At 47.5% G+C, this 15,752-nt stretch carries 13 protein-coding genes; 9 read left to right on the forward strand and 4 right to left on the reverse strand.

The genetic code is table 11. The features are described 5' to 3' along the window. Positions 1-70 precede the first annotated feature (70 nt). From ACHZCY_RS12380 to ACHZCY_RS12390, 3 genes are all read left to right on the forward strand, one after another. Positions 71-3,265, forward strand: coding sequence for a hypothetical protein (locus ACHZCY_RS12380; RefSeq protein WP_319549102.1), 3,195 nt, complete (start codon positions 71-73; stop codon positions 3,263-3,265). A 440-nt stretch (positions 3,266-3,705) separates the two neighbouring features. Further along, positions 3,706-4,221, forward strand: a complete 516-nt coding sequence (locus tag ACHZCY_RS12385; protein WP_394713399.1) for a hypothetical protein — start codon at positions 3,706-3,708, stop codon at positions 4,219-4,221. Positions 4,222-4,226: 5 nt separating this feature from the next. Further along, a complete protein-coding gene (locus tag ACHZCY_RS12390) occupies positions 4,227-4,496 on the forward strand; it encodes an EAL domain-containing protein (protein WP_319549104.1) in 270 nt (89 codons plus the stop codon). Between the two features lie 33 nt (positions 4,497-4,529). Here ACHZCY_RS12390 and ACHZCY_RS12395 read toward each other — a convergent pair whose 3' ends face one another. The 3 genes from ACHZCY_RS12395 to ACHZCY_RS12405 form a co-directional block, all read right to left on the reverse strand. Beyond that, on the reverse strand, positions 4,530-6,086 hold the full coding sequence (locus tag ACHZCY_RS12395; protein WP_319549105.1) for a B12-binding domain-containing radical SAM protein: 1,557 nt from the start codon (positions 6,084-6,086) through the stop codon (positions 4,530-4,532). 182 nt (positions 6,087-6,268) lie between these two features. Next, positions 6,269-6,499 carry a rhodanese-like domain-containing protein gene (locus ACHZCY_RS12400; RefSeq protein ID WP_205224089.1) on the reverse strand — a complete coding sequence of 77 codons (231 nt, stop codon included), beginning with the start codon at positions 6,497-6,499 and terminating at the stop codon, positions 6,269-6,271. A 14-nt stretch (positions 6,500-6,513) separates the two neighbouring features. After that, positions 6,514-8,100: a peptide chain release factor 3 gene (locus tag ACHZCY_RS12405; RefSeq protein WP_205224090.1), complete on the reverse strand. Its 1,587-nt coding sequence runs from the start codon at positions 8,098-8,100 to the stop codon at positions 6,514-6,516. Between the two features lie 309 nt (positions 8,101-8,409). On the opposite strand from ACHZCY_RS12405, the gene ACHZCY_RS12410 reads away from it, so the two are divergent. After that, complete coding sequence (locus tag ACHZCY_RS12410; RefSeq protein ID WP_319549106.1) at positions 8,410-8,886, forward strand: alpha/beta fold hydrolase; 477 nt, start codon at positions 8,410-8,412, stop codon at positions 8,884-8,886. Between the two features lie 46 nt (positions 8,887-8,932). Here the strand turns inward: ACHZCY_RS12410 and ACHZCY_RS12415 are convergent, their stop codons facing one another. After that, positions 8,933-9,862, reverse strand: coding sequence for a 50S ribosomal protein L11 methyltransferase (locus ACHZCY_RS12415; RefSeq protein ID WP_319549107.1), 930 nt, complete (start codon positions 9,860-9,862; stop codon positions 8,933-8,935). Positions 9,863-10,291: 429 nt separating this feature from the next. On the opposite strand from ACHZCY_RS12415, the gene ACHZCY_RS12420 reads away from it, so the two are divergent. The 5 genes from ACHZCY_RS12420 to ACHZCY_RS12440 all read left to right on the forward strand — a co-directional run bounded on the left by ACHZCY_RS12420 (position 10,292) and on the right by ACHZCY_RS12440 (position 15,706). Next, entirely contained in the window at positions 10,292-10,987 is a 696-nt protein-coding gene (locus ACHZCY_RS12420; RefSeq protein ID WP_319549108.1) for a DUF554 domain-containing protein, read from the forward strand. A 232-nt stretch (positions 10,988-11,219) separates the two neighbouring features. After that, a complete protein-coding gene (locus ACHZCY_RS12425; protein WP_394713434.1) occupies positions 11,220-12,758 on the forward strand; it encodes an ABC transporter substrate-binding protein in 1,539 nt (512 codons plus the stop codon). Between the two features lie 89 nt (positions 12,759-12,847). Beyond that, complete coding sequence (locus ACHZCY_RS12430) at positions 12,848-13,825, forward strand: ABC transporter permease (RefSeq protein ID WP_205224094.1); 978 nt, start codon at positions 12,848-12,850, stop codon at positions 13,823-13,825. A 3-nt stretch (positions 13,826-13,828) separates the two neighbouring features. Further along, positions 13,829-14,743, forward strand: a complete 915-nt coding sequence (locus ACHZCY_RS12435; RefSeq protein ID WP_205224095.1) for an ABC transporter permease — start codon at positions 13,829-13,831, stop codon at positions 14,741-14,743. A gap of 3 nt (positions 14,744-14,746) precedes the next feature. After that, positions 14,747-15,706 carry an ABC transporter ATP-binding protein gene (locus ACHZCY_RS12440; protein ID WP_205224096.1) on the forward strand — a complete coding sequence of 320 codons (960 nt, stop codon included), beginning with the start codon at positions 14,747-14,749 and terminating at the stop codon, positions 15,704-15,706. The last annotated feature ends 46 nt before the right edge of the window (positions 15,707-15,752 follow it).

The raw sequence follows: 15,752 nt of genomic DNA on the forward strand, positions 1-15,752 counted from the left end.
GCTGCTTTTTAATGTGCAATCAATACCCGAACTGCCCGGTTCAATAAACAGGGGATGTGTACAGCTCACTATGCAAAAGAGACCTTCAGCAGTTTTTTTTGATAAGAACGACTATCAACTCCTGCAAATCGTCAGAGATGTGCTTGAACGAGGCCCTCAATCGCAGGCTTTCCGTTCACTGTTGGGCAAGCACATGCATCCGCATGGAATAAAGGAAATGGCTGCTGCAAGAGGTTTGCGCATTGCTTATGCCATTGCGGGCCTGCTCGGCTCCTTCGAGTCCGGGAAAGCAAGTGATCGTCTTATAGCCTTGCGCTCCCTCCGGGATGAAGTTTCCCTCACCTCTACGACTTTTTTCCATAAAAACACTGCCAGAGTGCTGCTGCAAATAATGAAGGAACTGCTGCGCAGCAACAACAATGAACTCTACCAGCTGAAATTGGCGCATGATTTCCGAATGGTTTCAATGGGAAATCCAAGAAAAGTTCGCGCTGAACTCGCCAAGTACCACCTCCTTGAAATGCCGGAAGAATGGAATCAGCTTGCTTTTGATGATCATGTTCATGATGCCAACACCAAGGGGCGAAAATCACCCACCCATCTGGTAATGGATGCCTGGATAAAAGGAATCCGTTATCTCACCGTTGTGTATTACAACTACGTCCGTTCTGAAGTGGTTGAGGAGTTAATCGAGGCCAGTGCAATCCTTGACCTCAATGTCCAGGTTGGGATTGAGATGTCTGCCCGGTTTCGGGACAAATATGTTCGATTTACGTGGGAACCCCACGGCTTTCAGGACAACAGTGCGCTGTTGAAGTTTCTTGAAGATGATGCCGTAAAACAGCTGATGGAAAAAGGGCGCCAAGTCTCTCTTTATCAGCAAAAGTATGTTTTTGAGGTTCTTGAAGCATTTAACACCCGTCATCGGCATGATCTCAATGCTGAGCTGTCATTGTCACTGAGGCCATGCAAAAAAGAAGATTTCCTGGCATTTGTGGGGGCAGGGCAACCGTCGTTGTTGCACCTGGCGCGATTTATCCACAATACGCTTGCGCAGCAGATGCAGCCGGCATTTGTGGAAATATCAGACAGGCTCAACACTCCAGATCTCGGTGAAGAAGAAAAAAGAGGATTAGAGGCTCGTCTCAAAAAATTTCGAGAGGTCCACGTTCAGACAATTACCGATAAATATCTTCTTCCTTCACGTAACCCGACGATTCATGACCCGGCACACCCAGAGGATTGTCCGGATCTTCCTGAGCAACTACGACTCGGTCCCCATGCACTGCTCAGCCAATTGGCATCATTGCATTCAAGTTCAAAGTTTACATTAAACATCAACAATCTATCACTGCAAGATACCCTTGAATTGCTCTATGCCGGGGCTGGGATGATTACCCATATTGAAGCCTATAATCTGAAAAATGCTACCTACGGCATGATGTCGGGTAAGCCTCCTGATCAGAGTAAAAGCGAAGGGGAAGCGGTTGATCTGAAAAGTCCGGAGCACTACTATAAGCTCACCGGTGAACTGCAAAGAGCACTTAATGACGACAATGTCATTGCGCTCAAGCGAGCGGTACGTAGCATTATCTGGGATTACGAAGAGGAATTGTTACGCGCGAACGCAGCTGCGGAAATTTTTCAGGAAGAGAAGACCGCAACAGATACCCAGTCGCCAGAGCTTCACTCGATGCAGCAGCGGAAGCAGGAGCTCCTCGATATTCTTTACAATCTGGAAAAGTTTCATTCCTATTATAAGCTGCGGACACTCGGCTCTCGAATCGGTTCAGGCTCTACAGGGCAAGGGGAACACCAATACGGGATGGGGCTGGTTGTAATCGATACCTTACCAGCCAAGGGGAAGAAGGCGGCTATGGCTACAGTGGCAGGGCAACACCGGCGGTACATCCCCGTCAGTGCACTGTTAACTCATAATAAGCACAGCCGTAACTCCTTTGCTTCTAGAGAAACTCGTTTGAGCAGGCTCTTGCAGGTTTTCACCAGGAAAAATCGCCAACAATGGGACGATTGGACGCTTGATGGGTTTCAGGTTCACACCGGTCGGACAGGGAATATTGTTACCCTTGGCGGCCTTGGCAGGACAACGGAGGATGAATTTGAGCTGAATGCAGCAAACACCAAGCAGGAGCGGCTGGAAAATCCCTGGAAATATTTAAATACAAACGTAAAAAATACCCTCAAAGTGCTCCTTGGGTTTATTCCTGCTTTTTTAACCTTCAGCCTCACCAAGGACTGGTGGCTGCTTGCTTACTTTGGCGCTTTTATCTGGTTTGGTATCACCGGGGCACGCAATATCATACAATCTGTTCTCGGAGGAGGTGGCCTGCGACGCTCCCCTCTCCTTCCCTGGAATTCTCTTATCAGCTGGAGTCGGATATCCGACTCGCTGCTCTACACTGGTTTTTCGGTCCCGCTCCTCGACTATCTTGTCAAAAATCTGCTCCTTGATAAGGGGTTTGGCATAACCACAGCGACCAGTCCCATTATGCTCTATGCGGTGATGGGATTGGCTAACGGTATTTATATTTCCAGCCACAATGCTCTGCGCGGGCTACCCAAGTCTGCCACTATAGGTAATTTTTTTCGCTCTATTTTAGCCATCCCAGTTGCGGTCTTGCTGAATACCTGTATCGCGATATTTCTTCAGGCAGCTGGTGTCCCCGATGTGACCGGAACGTTGCAGAAATGGGCTGCAATCATCTCTAAATTTGCTTCCGATTGTGTAGCGGCAGTTATTGAAGGCTTGGCAGACAGGCAGACCAATATTCGAGCACGTCTTGCAGCTTATCAAACAAAGATACTGCAACTTTTCAGCGTGTTTTCTCGGCTTGACCTCCAGTTTCCAGAAGAAGATGTGCTGGAAATACTGCAATCTCCAAAGATGATGATACAGACACTGAGCTACGAGGCAAGGGATCAGGAAAGGCTGATTATTGTCAATGCGCTGGACCTGATGTATTTTTGGATGTATCAGCCTCGAGCACACAAGGCGCTGAGCATTATTTATGATACTATGTCTGCAGAGGAGTGGTTGATTTTCTATAGATCGCAACTGATTCTGAAACGACAGAAAGAAATTAGCCAGGTGTTTGTGGACGGGCTGGTCGGTAAGAATTTTGCCAAAGCATTATCCTTTTATCTGGATAGGTCTGAGGAATACCTCTCGGATATGGAGAAAATAGGCAAAAAGCCCAGGCAAATACAAAGCAAATGCAGATGGGGTCATAATTTCGTTTTTTAGATGTAAATTGGAGCGATTCAGTTGTACAACCGGGTCCCCTGGTCTCTACTTGAAAAATAACGTGCATAAACGGGTTTTAACAGCCTGAAAAAGCAGCGTTATTGTTCTCCAACTCCCCACGGAGTCTGCGCTTACCTTTTCGTCAACGATTCATCCTGACAGCTATTTGAAAAAAAATCAGGAAAATCTGTTTAAAGCCCAAGGCATTGCTCGCCTTGGCCATTGGGAAAAAAAATATAGGTTCAGTGGCTTTTCAGTTTCTGATTACCCATGAAACTCAGCCAATTATCTACCGAAACAGACAGGGGACTGATTTTATTTCTCTTTTAAACCCGGGAGACAGATTAATTTTCATAAAAAACCATGAAAAAAAATCAGTCCCCTACCTAAGTACTGAGAAATCTAATCTGTCTCCTGGGCCCAAAAAAATTGGCTGAGTTTTGTACGTAATCAGATTTCAGTTTACCAGCCCTTCACCGGAAATTTTTGGGCTCAGTTACCCTTGTACCTTTGCGATGCTTTTTGATTGTATAGTAGATGAAGAGAGAAGCGGGGTTAAGCTTACACTAGATAGTGCCTGTGCCACGCAGCAGCCTTTCAGTATAAATTATCGGATTGTATTACCGGATGGTTGTGAGCCGATTATTTTTAATCTGGGAGAGGTTGTTCATACTGATCAACAGTCCGAACCGTTGCTCATCGGTATTGTCCAGGATATTACTGAGCTTAAACAGGCAGAAGACAAGATCGACTGTCTTGCCTTTTACTATAATCTCACCGGTCTTGCCAATCGTTCACTTGAGGAAAACGAACTTGCCCCCTGCTATCTTAAGCTGGAGCTGACGGAGCGGGTAATGATGGAAAATGCGGATGACGCACGTGGCATGTTGTTGGAGCTGAAAAAAAGAGGAGTGCCATTGCTATTGACGATTTTGGGACCGGATATTCCGCTTTAAGCCATTTGCAGATATTTCCCCTGACAACCCTGAAAATCGATAAATCTTTTGTGCAAAATATCGACAAGGAAGGCAGTAATTCCTCCTTGCTTCCTTCTATTGTGGCGATTGCGAAAAGTTTTAACCTTAATGTGGTGGCAGAAGGGGTGGAAACCGAGAAACAGTGCGCCGCCTTACGAACAATGGAGTGCGACGAGCTCCAGGGATTCTTTTTCAGTAAACCGCTGCCTCACAATGAAATTGAGGCCATGCTGAATACACCTGGCGGGTGTTGAAACATTGAGCAGACTTTCCGGGTGATCAACACATCACTGCGCCGACAGCTTGCCTGTTGATGAACAAGAGGTAGGCTGGTGAAATGACGGATGGAAAAAGGGTGCATGATTGGAGGAAAAAAAAGGCGGATCCCTATGCACAATTGGGGCGATATCCGGGTGGCGTTTGAATTCTTTGTCGAGAAAGGAACGAATGTCTTTTCTGTTCCACCCTCTTGGATGACGAAAATTACAATACAGGGACAGGTCACCTTCGTAAAAGTCGTCAACCTTTACGGCTTGAGCATCCAGGCCAAAGATCGGCATATTGAAGATGGCCAGGTTGAGAAAGGTAATGGCGCTGTGGTGCTGAGCAGTGAATTTCAATGTTTCCCGAGCTTCCTGGAGAGATTCACTTGGCGTACCAAATAACAGGTAAACATATGTTGCTATCCCTGCCTGTTCCAAACAACGCAGTGTCTGGGAAACCATTTCAAGGGTGATCCCTTTGCGCATGGTATTGAGGACCTGTTGATTACCCGATTCCAACCCCAATTTGAGCATGACACAGCCGGATTGGCGTAATTGTTTACAGTACTCCGGATCTGCAAGATATGGGGCCACCCGTGCAAAACCGTACCATGGAATACCGGTTGGTTGGGCAATGAGTATTTTTAACAGGGCCGGCGAAAGAGCATTATCGAGAAAATGGAACAGGACCGGGCTGTGCTGCTGCTGAAGGTAGTGCAGGTCGGCGGCTATCTGGTTGGGGGGCATGTGATGGTACTGGTTGCCTTCTGCAACTTCAGGGCAAAATGAGCATTTGTTCCAGTAGCATCCAGATGAGGCGGCATAGGGTATGATCGTCCCTGGGGAAAGATAGTCGGCAAGCGGGAGGTCTGTATAATCAGGTGGTGATGCCGTTGTGTGCTCAGTGTTGAGTAATTTGAGCAGAGGCATTTCCCCCCTGCCTGTTACCCAGTGATCGACCAGATCTGCAAAGGGATTTTTCCACCCAGGTTGACTCAGCCAGGAGGTGACCAGGCCGCCGCCTACGATGATCGTTACATCTGGGAAGGTGGCTCGTACAAAGCCTATCATGGCAAAAGTGGCATTTGCCTGGCTCAGGTAGGTGAGTGAAAAACCAACATGGGTAAAAGGCTGTTGTGCAAAGAGCTGCTCAAGGCGTTGTTTGAAGTAGGGGAAGTAGATGTTTTGTTCATAGGCTGCCGCTGCCGCCCGGAGATCACTGCTGCGCAGTGGTGAATTTTTTTGGTCCTGGTAATTGACTAGGCTGAGTGTGAGTCCCGGTTGCAGCGCACTTTGCTCCACAACCCGGTTCAGGTCTCGAACTACCCTTTGGTAACGATCCTGGTTAGAGAACAGGGAAAGATCCTGCAAGGCATCTCTATTTTTGTTGAGATGACGTTCGGCTCTTTTTGACCAGGTATCTTCGGGGGTACGGGTGCGCTCTATAAGGTAATGGAAGCCTTCGATATTGGCGTCAAGGACAACACATTGTTTTCCATGTGCTTTCAGGGTGCCTGCCAGCTGGGCAATGCCTGTTGGGGGTTCACCCGGTTTAGCAACAGGCGGATAGATGAGCAGCATTTGGTTATTGATGATGTTGGCGTGGTAGTTGTGAAAAAAAAGAAAATTGCTCAGGCGGTTTCGGTCGGCAATCCCTGTTCATGCCACTCGTCAACCCCTTGTGGATAGCGAAAAATATTTGTATAGCCAAGTTGTGCGGCCACCCGGGCCGCGAAGATGCTTCGTATTCACGAAGGACCGTCTCAGTAAAAAGCGACAGGCCGACAGAGATCTGAGCCCAGCAGGGTGCGTAAAGCTCTTTTTTTGAGCAATTTGTCCCACAGGCTGGGTTTCATCGGAAAAGAGACCGCCCCCTTGATATGTCTTTGTACATATTTTGGACGGTCACGCAGATCAATAATCAGTAGTTTCTTGTCTTCAAGGTCTCGGTCATGCAGTTCCTTTGTTGTAATGTCGTTATAAACTTGGTTCATAAGTTACTCCAAAGTTAGACAGATTCTCGGGTCTTGTGAAAAACAATATCAGGGAATAGTTCCATGGTGTGCGACAAGCGCCACATGCCATCGGCCAGATAGGAAAGATGGCCTTCAGCATCAAAAGCCAGGTTTGCCTGATTTTTCTTTTCAAATTCCCTTAACTGCACCTTGTTTTCGCTGGTCACCCAGCGGGCAAGTGAAAAATTCATGGGCACGTATTCGGCATCAACCCCGTATTCCGCCTTCAGGCGGGTCATGGTCACTTCAAATTGTAACACGCCTACTGCCCCAAGCACATAGTCGTTGCCTATAATAGGGCGGAAGAGCTGTACAGCTCCCTCTTCGGCCATCTGCACCAATCCTTTTTGCAGTTGCTTTATTTTCAGCGGGTTCCTGAGGATAACCTTGCGGAAATGTTCCGGCGCAAAGTTGGGGATGCCGGTAAATTTCAGTTCTTCCTTGTCGGTAAAGGTATCGCCTATTTTGATGGTGCCGTGGTTGTGGATACCGATAATGTCACCGGGATAGGCTTCCTCGACGTTTTCCCTGTTTTGGGCCATGAAGACCGTTGCATTGCTTAAACTGATATCTTTGCCAAGGCGATGATGCTTCACTCGCATACCACGGGTGAATTTGCCGGAGCAGATTCGGAAAAAAGCAATACGGTCACGGTGGGCAGGGTCCATGTTGGCCTGGATTTTAAAGGTGAAACCTGAAAAAGCCGTTTCTTCAGGGGAAACCTCTCGGGTCTGGGTTGGTCTTGGCCCAGGTGGTGGAGACAGTTCTACAAAAGCATCAAGCAGCTCACGGACCCCGAAGTTGTTAATGGCGCTGCCGAAAAAAACAGGAGTCTGGCCGGCTTTAAGATACTCTTCATATTCAAATGGATTGGCAGCTCCCTCAAGCAGTTCGATGTCCTCCCGAAGCTTGTCCGCATCCACGCCAAGCAGTTGGTCAAGCTTGCTGTCATTGATGTCAGAGACTACGGTATGGTCTTCCGGTCGAGTATCCTGACTGGGAGTAAACAGGTTGAGTTCTTTTCGATAGAGGTTGTAGACTCCCTTGAAACCTTTACCCATGCCAATGGGCCAGGAAAGGGGAGCACATTCAATCTGCAACTTTTCCTCGATATCTGCGAGGATGTCCAGCGGGTCCAGACCTTCGCGATCAAGTTTGTTGATAAAAGTAATGATTGGGGTGTTCCGCATTCTGCAGACTTCCATCAATTTGGTTGTCTGGGTTTCAACCCCTTTGGCACTGTCAATAACCATTAAGGCACTATCCACCGCTGTGAGTACCCGATAGGTGTCTTCCGAGAAGTCCTGGTGACCTGGAGTGTCTAACAGGTTGATTTCATAATCGTGGTAATTGAATTTCATGACGGAAGTGGTCACGGAAATCCCGCGGTCTTTTTCAATCGCCATCCAGTCGCTGAGGGCGTGGTTGGACGTCTTTCGTGATTTAACAGCACCGGCCATCTGGATGGCCCCGCCAAAGAGCAGTAATTTTTCAGTCAATGTTGTTTTACCAGCATCGGGATGGCTGATAATGCCGAAGGTTCTGCGCTTTTCTATTTCGTTGAGGAATTTACCGCTCACGTTACAACCGTTACTTGAGAAAATGATAAAAGGGGAAACCGTGGCCTTGTTTGGATAGGGGGCCCGGCATTATAAAAAAAGATGGATCATTGCCGACCCATCAGGAACGAGGTATATACTCTATTTTACGTTTTTTGTCCAACTATCTTGTAAATTTGCTACTGCAATCCTTATTAACTCGAATTTCTCATGGGAAATCCGGGTTAAGACCCAAGACTGTTTGACAACGGGCAAGGAGAATACGGTAGTTCTCCGCAAGGGAAAGAATAACCGGATTGCAATCGAAAAGAGAACTAAGAGGACGATATAATGGATAAGACATGCTATTTCCTACACGGTCTTGAATCCTCAAGTCAGGGAACCAAAGGAAGATGGTTTGATGAGCATTTTCCGAACATGATTGTTCCCGATTTTAAGGGTACTTTAGAGGAAAGGCTGACACAACTGGACCAGCTCTGTGGTGACGGCAAAGACCTGCTCTTTGTTGGGTCGAGTTTCGGCGGACTTATGGCCACTGTTTATGCATCCCGCCACCCTTTAGCCTGCAGGCGCCTTATCCTGCTTGCACCGGCACTGAATTATGCCGGCTATGTACCTCCTGAAAAACCGATTCAGGTTCCGACGCTGCTTGTTATCGGCAGGCATGACACCGTAACCCCACCCGATCGTGTCGTTCCCCTTGCCGAAAAAAGTTTTGCCGACATTGAGATTCGAGTGGAAGATGACGACCACATGCTCCACAATATGTTCCCCGCATTGGACTGGTCGCTTTTGCTGGGTAAATGATCGTGCTTCTCAGGGTATCTTGAGGTATTCGCAAATTATCTGATCATCAGGGCAGTTGAAAAAACAAGGCAACCCATTCGTCTTGATATTCGGTGGCGGCAAGAGTATAGCCCAGCTCTTGATAGATGTTGATGATGTTGTGCTCCTGCTGCCCCTGGAGGATGCCTGCCAGGATGAGCGAGCCACCTGGGAGAGAACGTTGCCTGATGGCATCGGCCATGTCCACCAGTACGTCATGGACAATGTTGGCGCAAATAATCGCATATTGTCCCTGGATATCGTCCAGCGGAGTTATGCTGACGTCAATCTGGTCAGTAAGTCCGTTATTGGCCACATTGTCTGCAGCTGCAGCTACGGCATCCGGATCGTTGTCAATGGCGCTTATCTGTTGACCACCATAAAGGGCGCCTGCCATGGCCAGAATACCTGTCCCTGTCCCGATATCAAGGATAGTCGCCGCTTTGTCACTCATCTCCTGAAAAGTTTTTGTCAGCAGGGAAAGAGCCATCTTGGTTGAGGCATGCTGGCCGGTTCCAAATGCCATTCCCGGATCCATCTCTATGATATGTTCTCCCTTTTCAGGGACATACTCTTCCCAGGTTGGTTTGATGACCAGTCCTGGAACAATTGCAAAGGGATTAAAAAATTGCTTCCAGCTGGTTGCCCAATCCTGATCGTCGATAAGGGTTGTCTCGATGGCCTCCATGTGGTGGTCGTAGAGCGCGAACAGTTCTTCCAGCCGTGTACTCACCAGCGCTGTAAGCTTTTTAATCTGCGCATCAATGGGACTGCTGGAATCCAGTTGGAAAAAACCGCTGATACGGCAGCCGTTTTCCGAGTCCGGGCTTTGCTCAACCCCCGCATTGCTGAGAACACCGATCAGGTCTGCAGCAGCTTCGCTTATCAGGGACGGAGTATTGCATGTGATTTTTAACCATTGGTTGCCGGATGGTGCGGTTGAAGGTGTTGTGGTCATGGTCAATAAAAGTGAAAAAAGTTAAATTTGAATATCGGTTGGTATGATGAAAATATCTGCTGAGTATACCTTGAATTGTCGTAAAGAGCGATGAGTATCCTGCAGCCGACACAGGCAACAAAGCTCTTGAGGCAGGTTGCGCCGAGCTTTCCAGGATGGTCGATACATATACGTCTTCCCAAAAACTAATTTTGTAGTATAAGGCCCAAATAGCCGAACCTTTGTGTATCATTTTGTTATAATTGATGGCGTCGTAAAAAGTCCGATCTACGGTGTTACAGGTTTTGCCCGAGGCTTTGACATACCATATGTATAGTCAAAGCCTCGAGCAAAACACTGCGCCTTGTATATCAAACTTTTGTACTTAGCCATCTTTAGTGTGTGATGGACTCTTTACGAGTCCATCATAATTAATTTCCTGGGAAAAATATGCTTGGAACAATTGTAAATGCTGCGGCAATCATTGCAGGGTCTTTGCTCGGGCTCCTGTTTAGTAAAGGCATTCCTGATAATTATAAAGAAATTATCATGGGCGGTGTCGGTCTGTCGGTCATCTTGATTGGGATGAAAAGTGCGTTGGTATGCGACAACCTGATTATTGTGATTCTTTCGGTTATTCTGGGCGCCTTGCTGGGTGAATTTCTTAAAATTGAGAACCGGCTCGAGTTATTGGGGAAATACCTCGAAAGTAAAGTAGCTGCACGGTCCAGTGATACAAGCTCTTTTGCAAGGGGGTTTGTGACGGCAAGCCTGGTTTTTTGTGTTGGTTCGATGGCAATTGTCGGCTCCCTGGAAAGCGGTCTGACCGGCAATCATCAGACTCTGTTTGCCAAATCCATCCTTGATGGGGTTACATCTATTATTTTTGCTTCTGCAATGGGGCTTGGGGTGATGTTTTCCAGTGGTGCCGTTTTTCTCTACCAGGGCCTGATCACCTTGACCGCAGTGTTGATGAAAAATTTGCTGGTTCCGGAAACCATCAGCCAGATGACCTCTGTCGGCGGCCTGCTTATCTTGGCCATTGGTTTAAATTTGTTGAAAATAACGACTATTCGAGTTGGTAACCTTATTCCAGGGATTTTTCTGCCTCTGCTCTGGTTCGGCCTCCTGGAGTTAATAAAATAGGGAGCTTTGCTTCTGTTGTTTGTGCTTTTTGTGCTGTTTGAGCAGGTATTTTTGTCCCCTGCAGGTTCTTGCTTGACCCTGTTCTATAGCTTGACTATAAAAGAATGGGAAAAGTGCAGGCTGTATTGCATCTAGGTACAGGGATTATGGTCAATGGAGACAACCGATGGCACCTTCCCTGTAAGAAAAAAATCATCCGGAGGGAAGAGGAGTGAAGAGACTGATTGTTCGCATGTTCTTCGTACTGGCAGTGACGATGTTGGCTTTGGGATCAACTACCCAGGCTGCAACGCTGAAACTAGCCATGGATGCCGACCCGGTGTCCCTTGATCCGCATGTCCAGCTTTCCGGCGGCATGCTTCAATACTCACACATGGTTTTTGATCCATTGGTACGTTGGACCAAAGATGGTAAATTTGAGCCGCGACTGGCTGAAAAATGGGAACTGGTTAATCCAACAACCACCCGATTTTATCTTCGCAAAGGCGTCAAGTTTCATTCCGGCAACGATTTTACCGCTGAAGATGTTGTTTTCACTCTGGCCCGTTTGAAAAAATCAGACGATTACAAAGGATTATTTGAAAACTTCGCCGAAGCGAAGGTCGTAGATCCACACACGGTAGACCTGATTACCAAGGAACCCTATGGTTTGGTAATGGCCATGGGAACGTATATCTTTCCCATGGACAAAAAGTTTTACACAGGCGCTGACGAGAAAAATGGGAAAACCAAAGATCTCATCATTAAAACCGATTATTCCTTTGCCAACTTTAACGAGTCAGGTACCGGTCCGTTTACTGTGGCGGAAAGGGAGCAGGGGGTGAAAACCGTTTTCACCCGCTTTGCCGGCTATTGGGATAAGAATACAGGCAACGTCAGCGAGATTATCCTCACCCCCATTTCTGAAAATCCAACCCGTGTTGCAGCCCTGCTTTCAGGTGATGTTGATTTCATCATGCCTGTTCCACCGACAGATCTTGAAAGGGTGGAAAAAACAGATGGCCTTCAACTGGTCACCATGTCCGGTTCCCGTATCATTACGTTCCAGCTTAACCAGAAACGCCGTGAGGAATTCACCAATGCCAAAGTTCGTCAGGCAATGGCGTATGCCTACAACAATGTCGGCGTGGCAGACAAGATCATGAAAGGGTTTGCCACCCCCGCTGCGCAGAATTCTCCTCAAGGGTACCAGGGATACAACCCTGATCTGCAGCCTCGTTATGACCTGGACATGGCCAAAAAGCTGATGAAGGAAGCCGGCTATGAAAAGGGATTTGAGTGTACCATGATTGCGCCCAACAACCGTTATGTGAATGACGAGAAAATTGCCCAGGCATTCGTGAACATGATGAGTAAAATCGGCATCAAGGTTAATTTGAAAACCATGCCAAAGGCTCAGTACTGGGATCAGTTCGACGCCCAGGTGGCAGACATCCAGATGATCGGTTGGCATTCAGATACGGAAGATTCCGCCAATTTCTTTGAATATCTCTACATGTGCCCCAACAAGGAAACCGGACGTGGTCAGTATAACTCCGGCAACTACTGTAACCAGGAAGTTGACGACCTGACACTTGCCTCCAACAGCGAGACCGATACTGCCAAACGTTCGGCTATGCTGCAGAAGATCGAAAAAATATTGTTTGATGATGCCGCTTTTATTCCTCTGCATTGGCAGAACTTATCCTGGGCATCCAAGGATAATATGAACACAGAGGACATTGTCAATGTGATGAACTTTCCATATTTTGGAGACCTGACAATTAAATAGCCTGTAATGTCTGCAGGTTGATGAATATTTTTTTTTAAAGGGAACCCGGCCTGGCCGGTGTTCCCTTTTCTTGTATTGAGCATTCTGCCATGTTTGCATTTACCGTTAGAAGAGTTGCCCAGGCCATACTGGTAATGTTGATTATCAGCTTTATCGGCTTTTCGATAAAACATAATTTCGGCGACCCTGTACGTGAGTTGGTCGGGGAAAGGGTCACGCCCCAGGAGCGCGCTGAAATCCGTGAGAAGTTGGGGCTTAATGACCCTTTTCTTGTTCAATATGGACGATTTTTACAAAGTGCGGTCCATGGAGATCTTGGTCGATCCTTTTTTTTCAAAAAACCAGTCACTGAAGTCATCTTGGCTAAGGCACCTGCCACACTGGAGCTGGTTTTTTGCGCCTCGCTGATTGTTATCGGCCTTTCCATTCCCATGGGGATTTATTCGGCAATACACCCCAAGCGGTTTTTCAGCCGTTTGATAATGGGGTTTTCCATCGTTGGCGTATCGGTGCCGGTTTTTCTCACCGCCATCCTGCTGATCTATATTTTTTCCGTTGAGCTGGGCTGGCTGCCCAGTTTTGGTCGTGGTGAAACCGTGCGTCTCTTTGGCTTCTGGGATTCCGGGCTGTTGACCCGTGACGGATTGCTTCATCTTATAATGCCGTCGATCGCACTTTCCTCAATAATGCTGCCGCTGTTTATTCGTCTTATTCGCTCAGAGATGATGGAAGTGCTGGAAACAGAATATGTGAAATTTGCCTGGGCCAAAGGACTTAAGCCACGGCGTGTATGGTATGTCCATGCCTTTAAGAATACCCTGCTACCGGTTATAACCGTTGGTGGCGTGCAGTTGGGGATTATGGTTGCCTTTACTATTCTCACAGAAACCGTGTTCCAATGGCAGGGAATGGGGGCAATGTTCATAGAGTCCGTTTCCCGGGCTGATACTGCGCTGATGGTTTCCTATATCGTGGTGGTTGGTTTTATTTTTGTGGTGGTTAATACTATGGTCGATTTAATCTATGGGATTGTAAATCCGACCGTTAGAATTGCAGGGAGGAAATAAGATATGGCCTTTTTGCGAAGAATTCAGCGATCTGATTTCATCTATTATTTTTTCCGGGACCCCGTAGCCTATATTTCTTTTTTTATCCTGCTCGCTCTTTTTGTCAGTGCCTTTGCTGCTCCTCTTATCGCGCCTCACAATCCTTACGATCCAACGACCATTGATATCATGGATTCCGAGCTGCCGCCTGTCTGGTCCAGTGAAGGGTCTGCTCGGTTTTTACTGGGGACCGATGATATGGGCAGGGATATGCTCTCCACCATGCTGTACGGCATGCGCATTTCCATCATTATCGGCCTTGGTGCCGTCTTCCTCCAGGCAGCAATAGGCATAGTGGTTGGTCTTTTATCGGGCTACATAAGAAGGTTGGATGCGATTCTGATGCGTATTGCAGATGTACAGCTTTCTTTTTCCACCTATATGATAGCCATCTTTATCGGGGCGACTTTTCAGATGATGTTCGGGGTCGCAAACTACGAAAAGATTGCCGCTCCGCTGTTGATATTTATTATCGGGCTGGCTGAGTGGCCCCAGTATGCGAGAACCGTTCGTGCGTCCGTTCTTGCTGAGCGGAGAAAGGAGTATGTCGAAGCTGCCAGGGTTATCGGTCTGTCCAGGTTACGGATTATGTGGCGCCATATTTTGCCGAACACGCTATCGCCAGTCCTGGTTATTTCGACGGTGCAGGTGGCCAATGCAATCATGAGTGAGGCCGCACTTTCTTTTCTTGGGCTGGGGATGCCTCAAAATAAACCATCACTTGGCTCGCTCATCACGTCCGGGTTTGAATACATTTTTTCCGGCACCTGGTGGATAACTATTTTTCCGGGCATACTGCTGGTGGTACTGGTACTGGTGATCAATCTGTTGGGTGATTGGATCAGAGATTACCTCAACCCTAAGCTTTATAAAGGATAAGTTGTGGATAAACTGCTTACCATCAACAATCTTAACGTTGATTTTACTCTTCGCTCTACAACCCTGAGGGCTGTCAATAATGTCAGCCTTTCGGTGAATAAAAGCGAGAGGTTAGGGATTGTTGGCGAATCAGGTGCCGGAAAATCGGTGCTCGGTTTTTCAATAATCAACCTGATTTCCAAGCCGGGTCGCATCGCTTCCGGTACCGTCATGCTACAGGGGGAAGAAATTTCTTCCTATACCTATGAGCAGATGCGGCAAATTCGCGGCAACCGGATCAGCATGATTTTTCAGGATCCGATGATGACCCTCAATCCGGTACTCACCATTGGCGAACAGATGCGGGAAACCATCAATGCCCATGCAAGTATGAGTGCAGCCGATGTGGATGCGATCTGCCTGGAAAAGTTACGCAAGGTGTATATTCCGTCACCGGAAAAACGCCTTGATCAATATCCACATGAGTTTTCAGGGGGAATGCGGCAGCGTATTATTATTGCCATCTCGCTTTTGACAAACCCTTCTTTGATTATTGCGGATGAGCCGACCACTGCCCTGGATGTGACCATTCAGGCTGAGATTATGGACCTGTTGCTGGAATTGTGTGAAACAGAACACATGGGTCTCATTCTTATTACCCATGATCTGGCGGTAGTTTCTCAAGTCACCCAGCGCATCGCCGTTATGTATGCCGGATCTATCGTGGAGCAGGGTGCTACCGAACAACTCATTACCAACCCGCAGCATCCGTACACAAAAGGTCTGCTGGGTGCGTTGCCTCAAAGAGCTTCCCGTGACGGTCGATTAAATCAGATTCCAGGAGTTATGCCAGGGCTGGCTAAAATACCGGAAGGCTGCTCTTTTCGAAATCGATGCTCTTTGGCTGCAGATATTTGTCTAACTCAACCTGTGCTTGAAGAGAAAACATCAGGTAGCCAAGTTGCCTGTCATATGGTGAAATAATGGTATCTTTTATGTTGTTATACAGGCTTCAGGCCGTGGAATTGTA

Origin of the sequence: Desulfogranum marinum (assembly GCF_963675105.2) — a bacterium.
Lineage (GTDB): Bacteria > Desulfobacterota > Desulfobulbia > Desulfobulbales > Desulfobulbaceae > Desulfogranum > Desulfogranum marinum.

What these genes read in the sequence shown, in the direction of transcription:
- ACHZCY_RS12380 (WP_319549102.1), top strand. Translation starts at nt 71, where the DNA reads ATGCAAAAGAGACCTTCAGCAGTTTTTTTTGATAAGAACGACTATCAA.
- ACHZCY_RS12395 (WP_319549105.1), bottom strand. Translation starts at nt 6,086, where the DNA reads ATGCTGCTCATCTATCCGCCTGTTGCTAAACCGGGTGAACCCCCAACA.
- ACHZCY_RS12400 (WP_205224089.1), bottom strand. Translation starts at nt 6,499, where the DNA reads ATGAACCAAGTTTATAACGACATTACAACAAAGGAACTGCATGACCGA.
- ACHZCY_RS12410 (WP_319549106.1), top strand. Translation starts at nt 8,410, where the DNA reads ATGGATAAGACATGCTATTTCCTACACGGTCTTGAATCCTCAAGTCAG.
- ACHZCY_RS12415 (WP_319549107.1), bottom strand. Translation starts at nt 9,862, where the DNA reads ATGACCACAACACCTTCAACCGCACCATCCGGCAACCAATGGTTAAAA.
- ACHZCY_RS12420 (WP_319549108.1), top strand. Translation starts at nt 10,292, where the DNA reads ATGCTTGGAACAATTGTAAATGCTGCGGCAATCATTGCAGGGTCTTTG.
- ACHZCY_RS12425 (WP_394713434.1), top strand. Translation starts at nt 11,220, where the DNA reads ATGTTCTTCGTACTGGCAGTGACGATGTTGGCTTTGGGATCAACTACC.
- ACHZCY_RS12430 (WP_205224094.1), top strand. Translation starts at nt 12,848, where the DNA reads ATGTTTGCATTTACCGTTAGAAGAGTTGCCCAGGCCATACTGGTAATG.
- ACHZCY_RS12435 (WP_205224095.1), top strand. Translation starts at nt 13,829, where the DNA reads ATGGCCTTTTTGCGAAGAATTCAGCGATCTGATTTCATCTATTATTTT.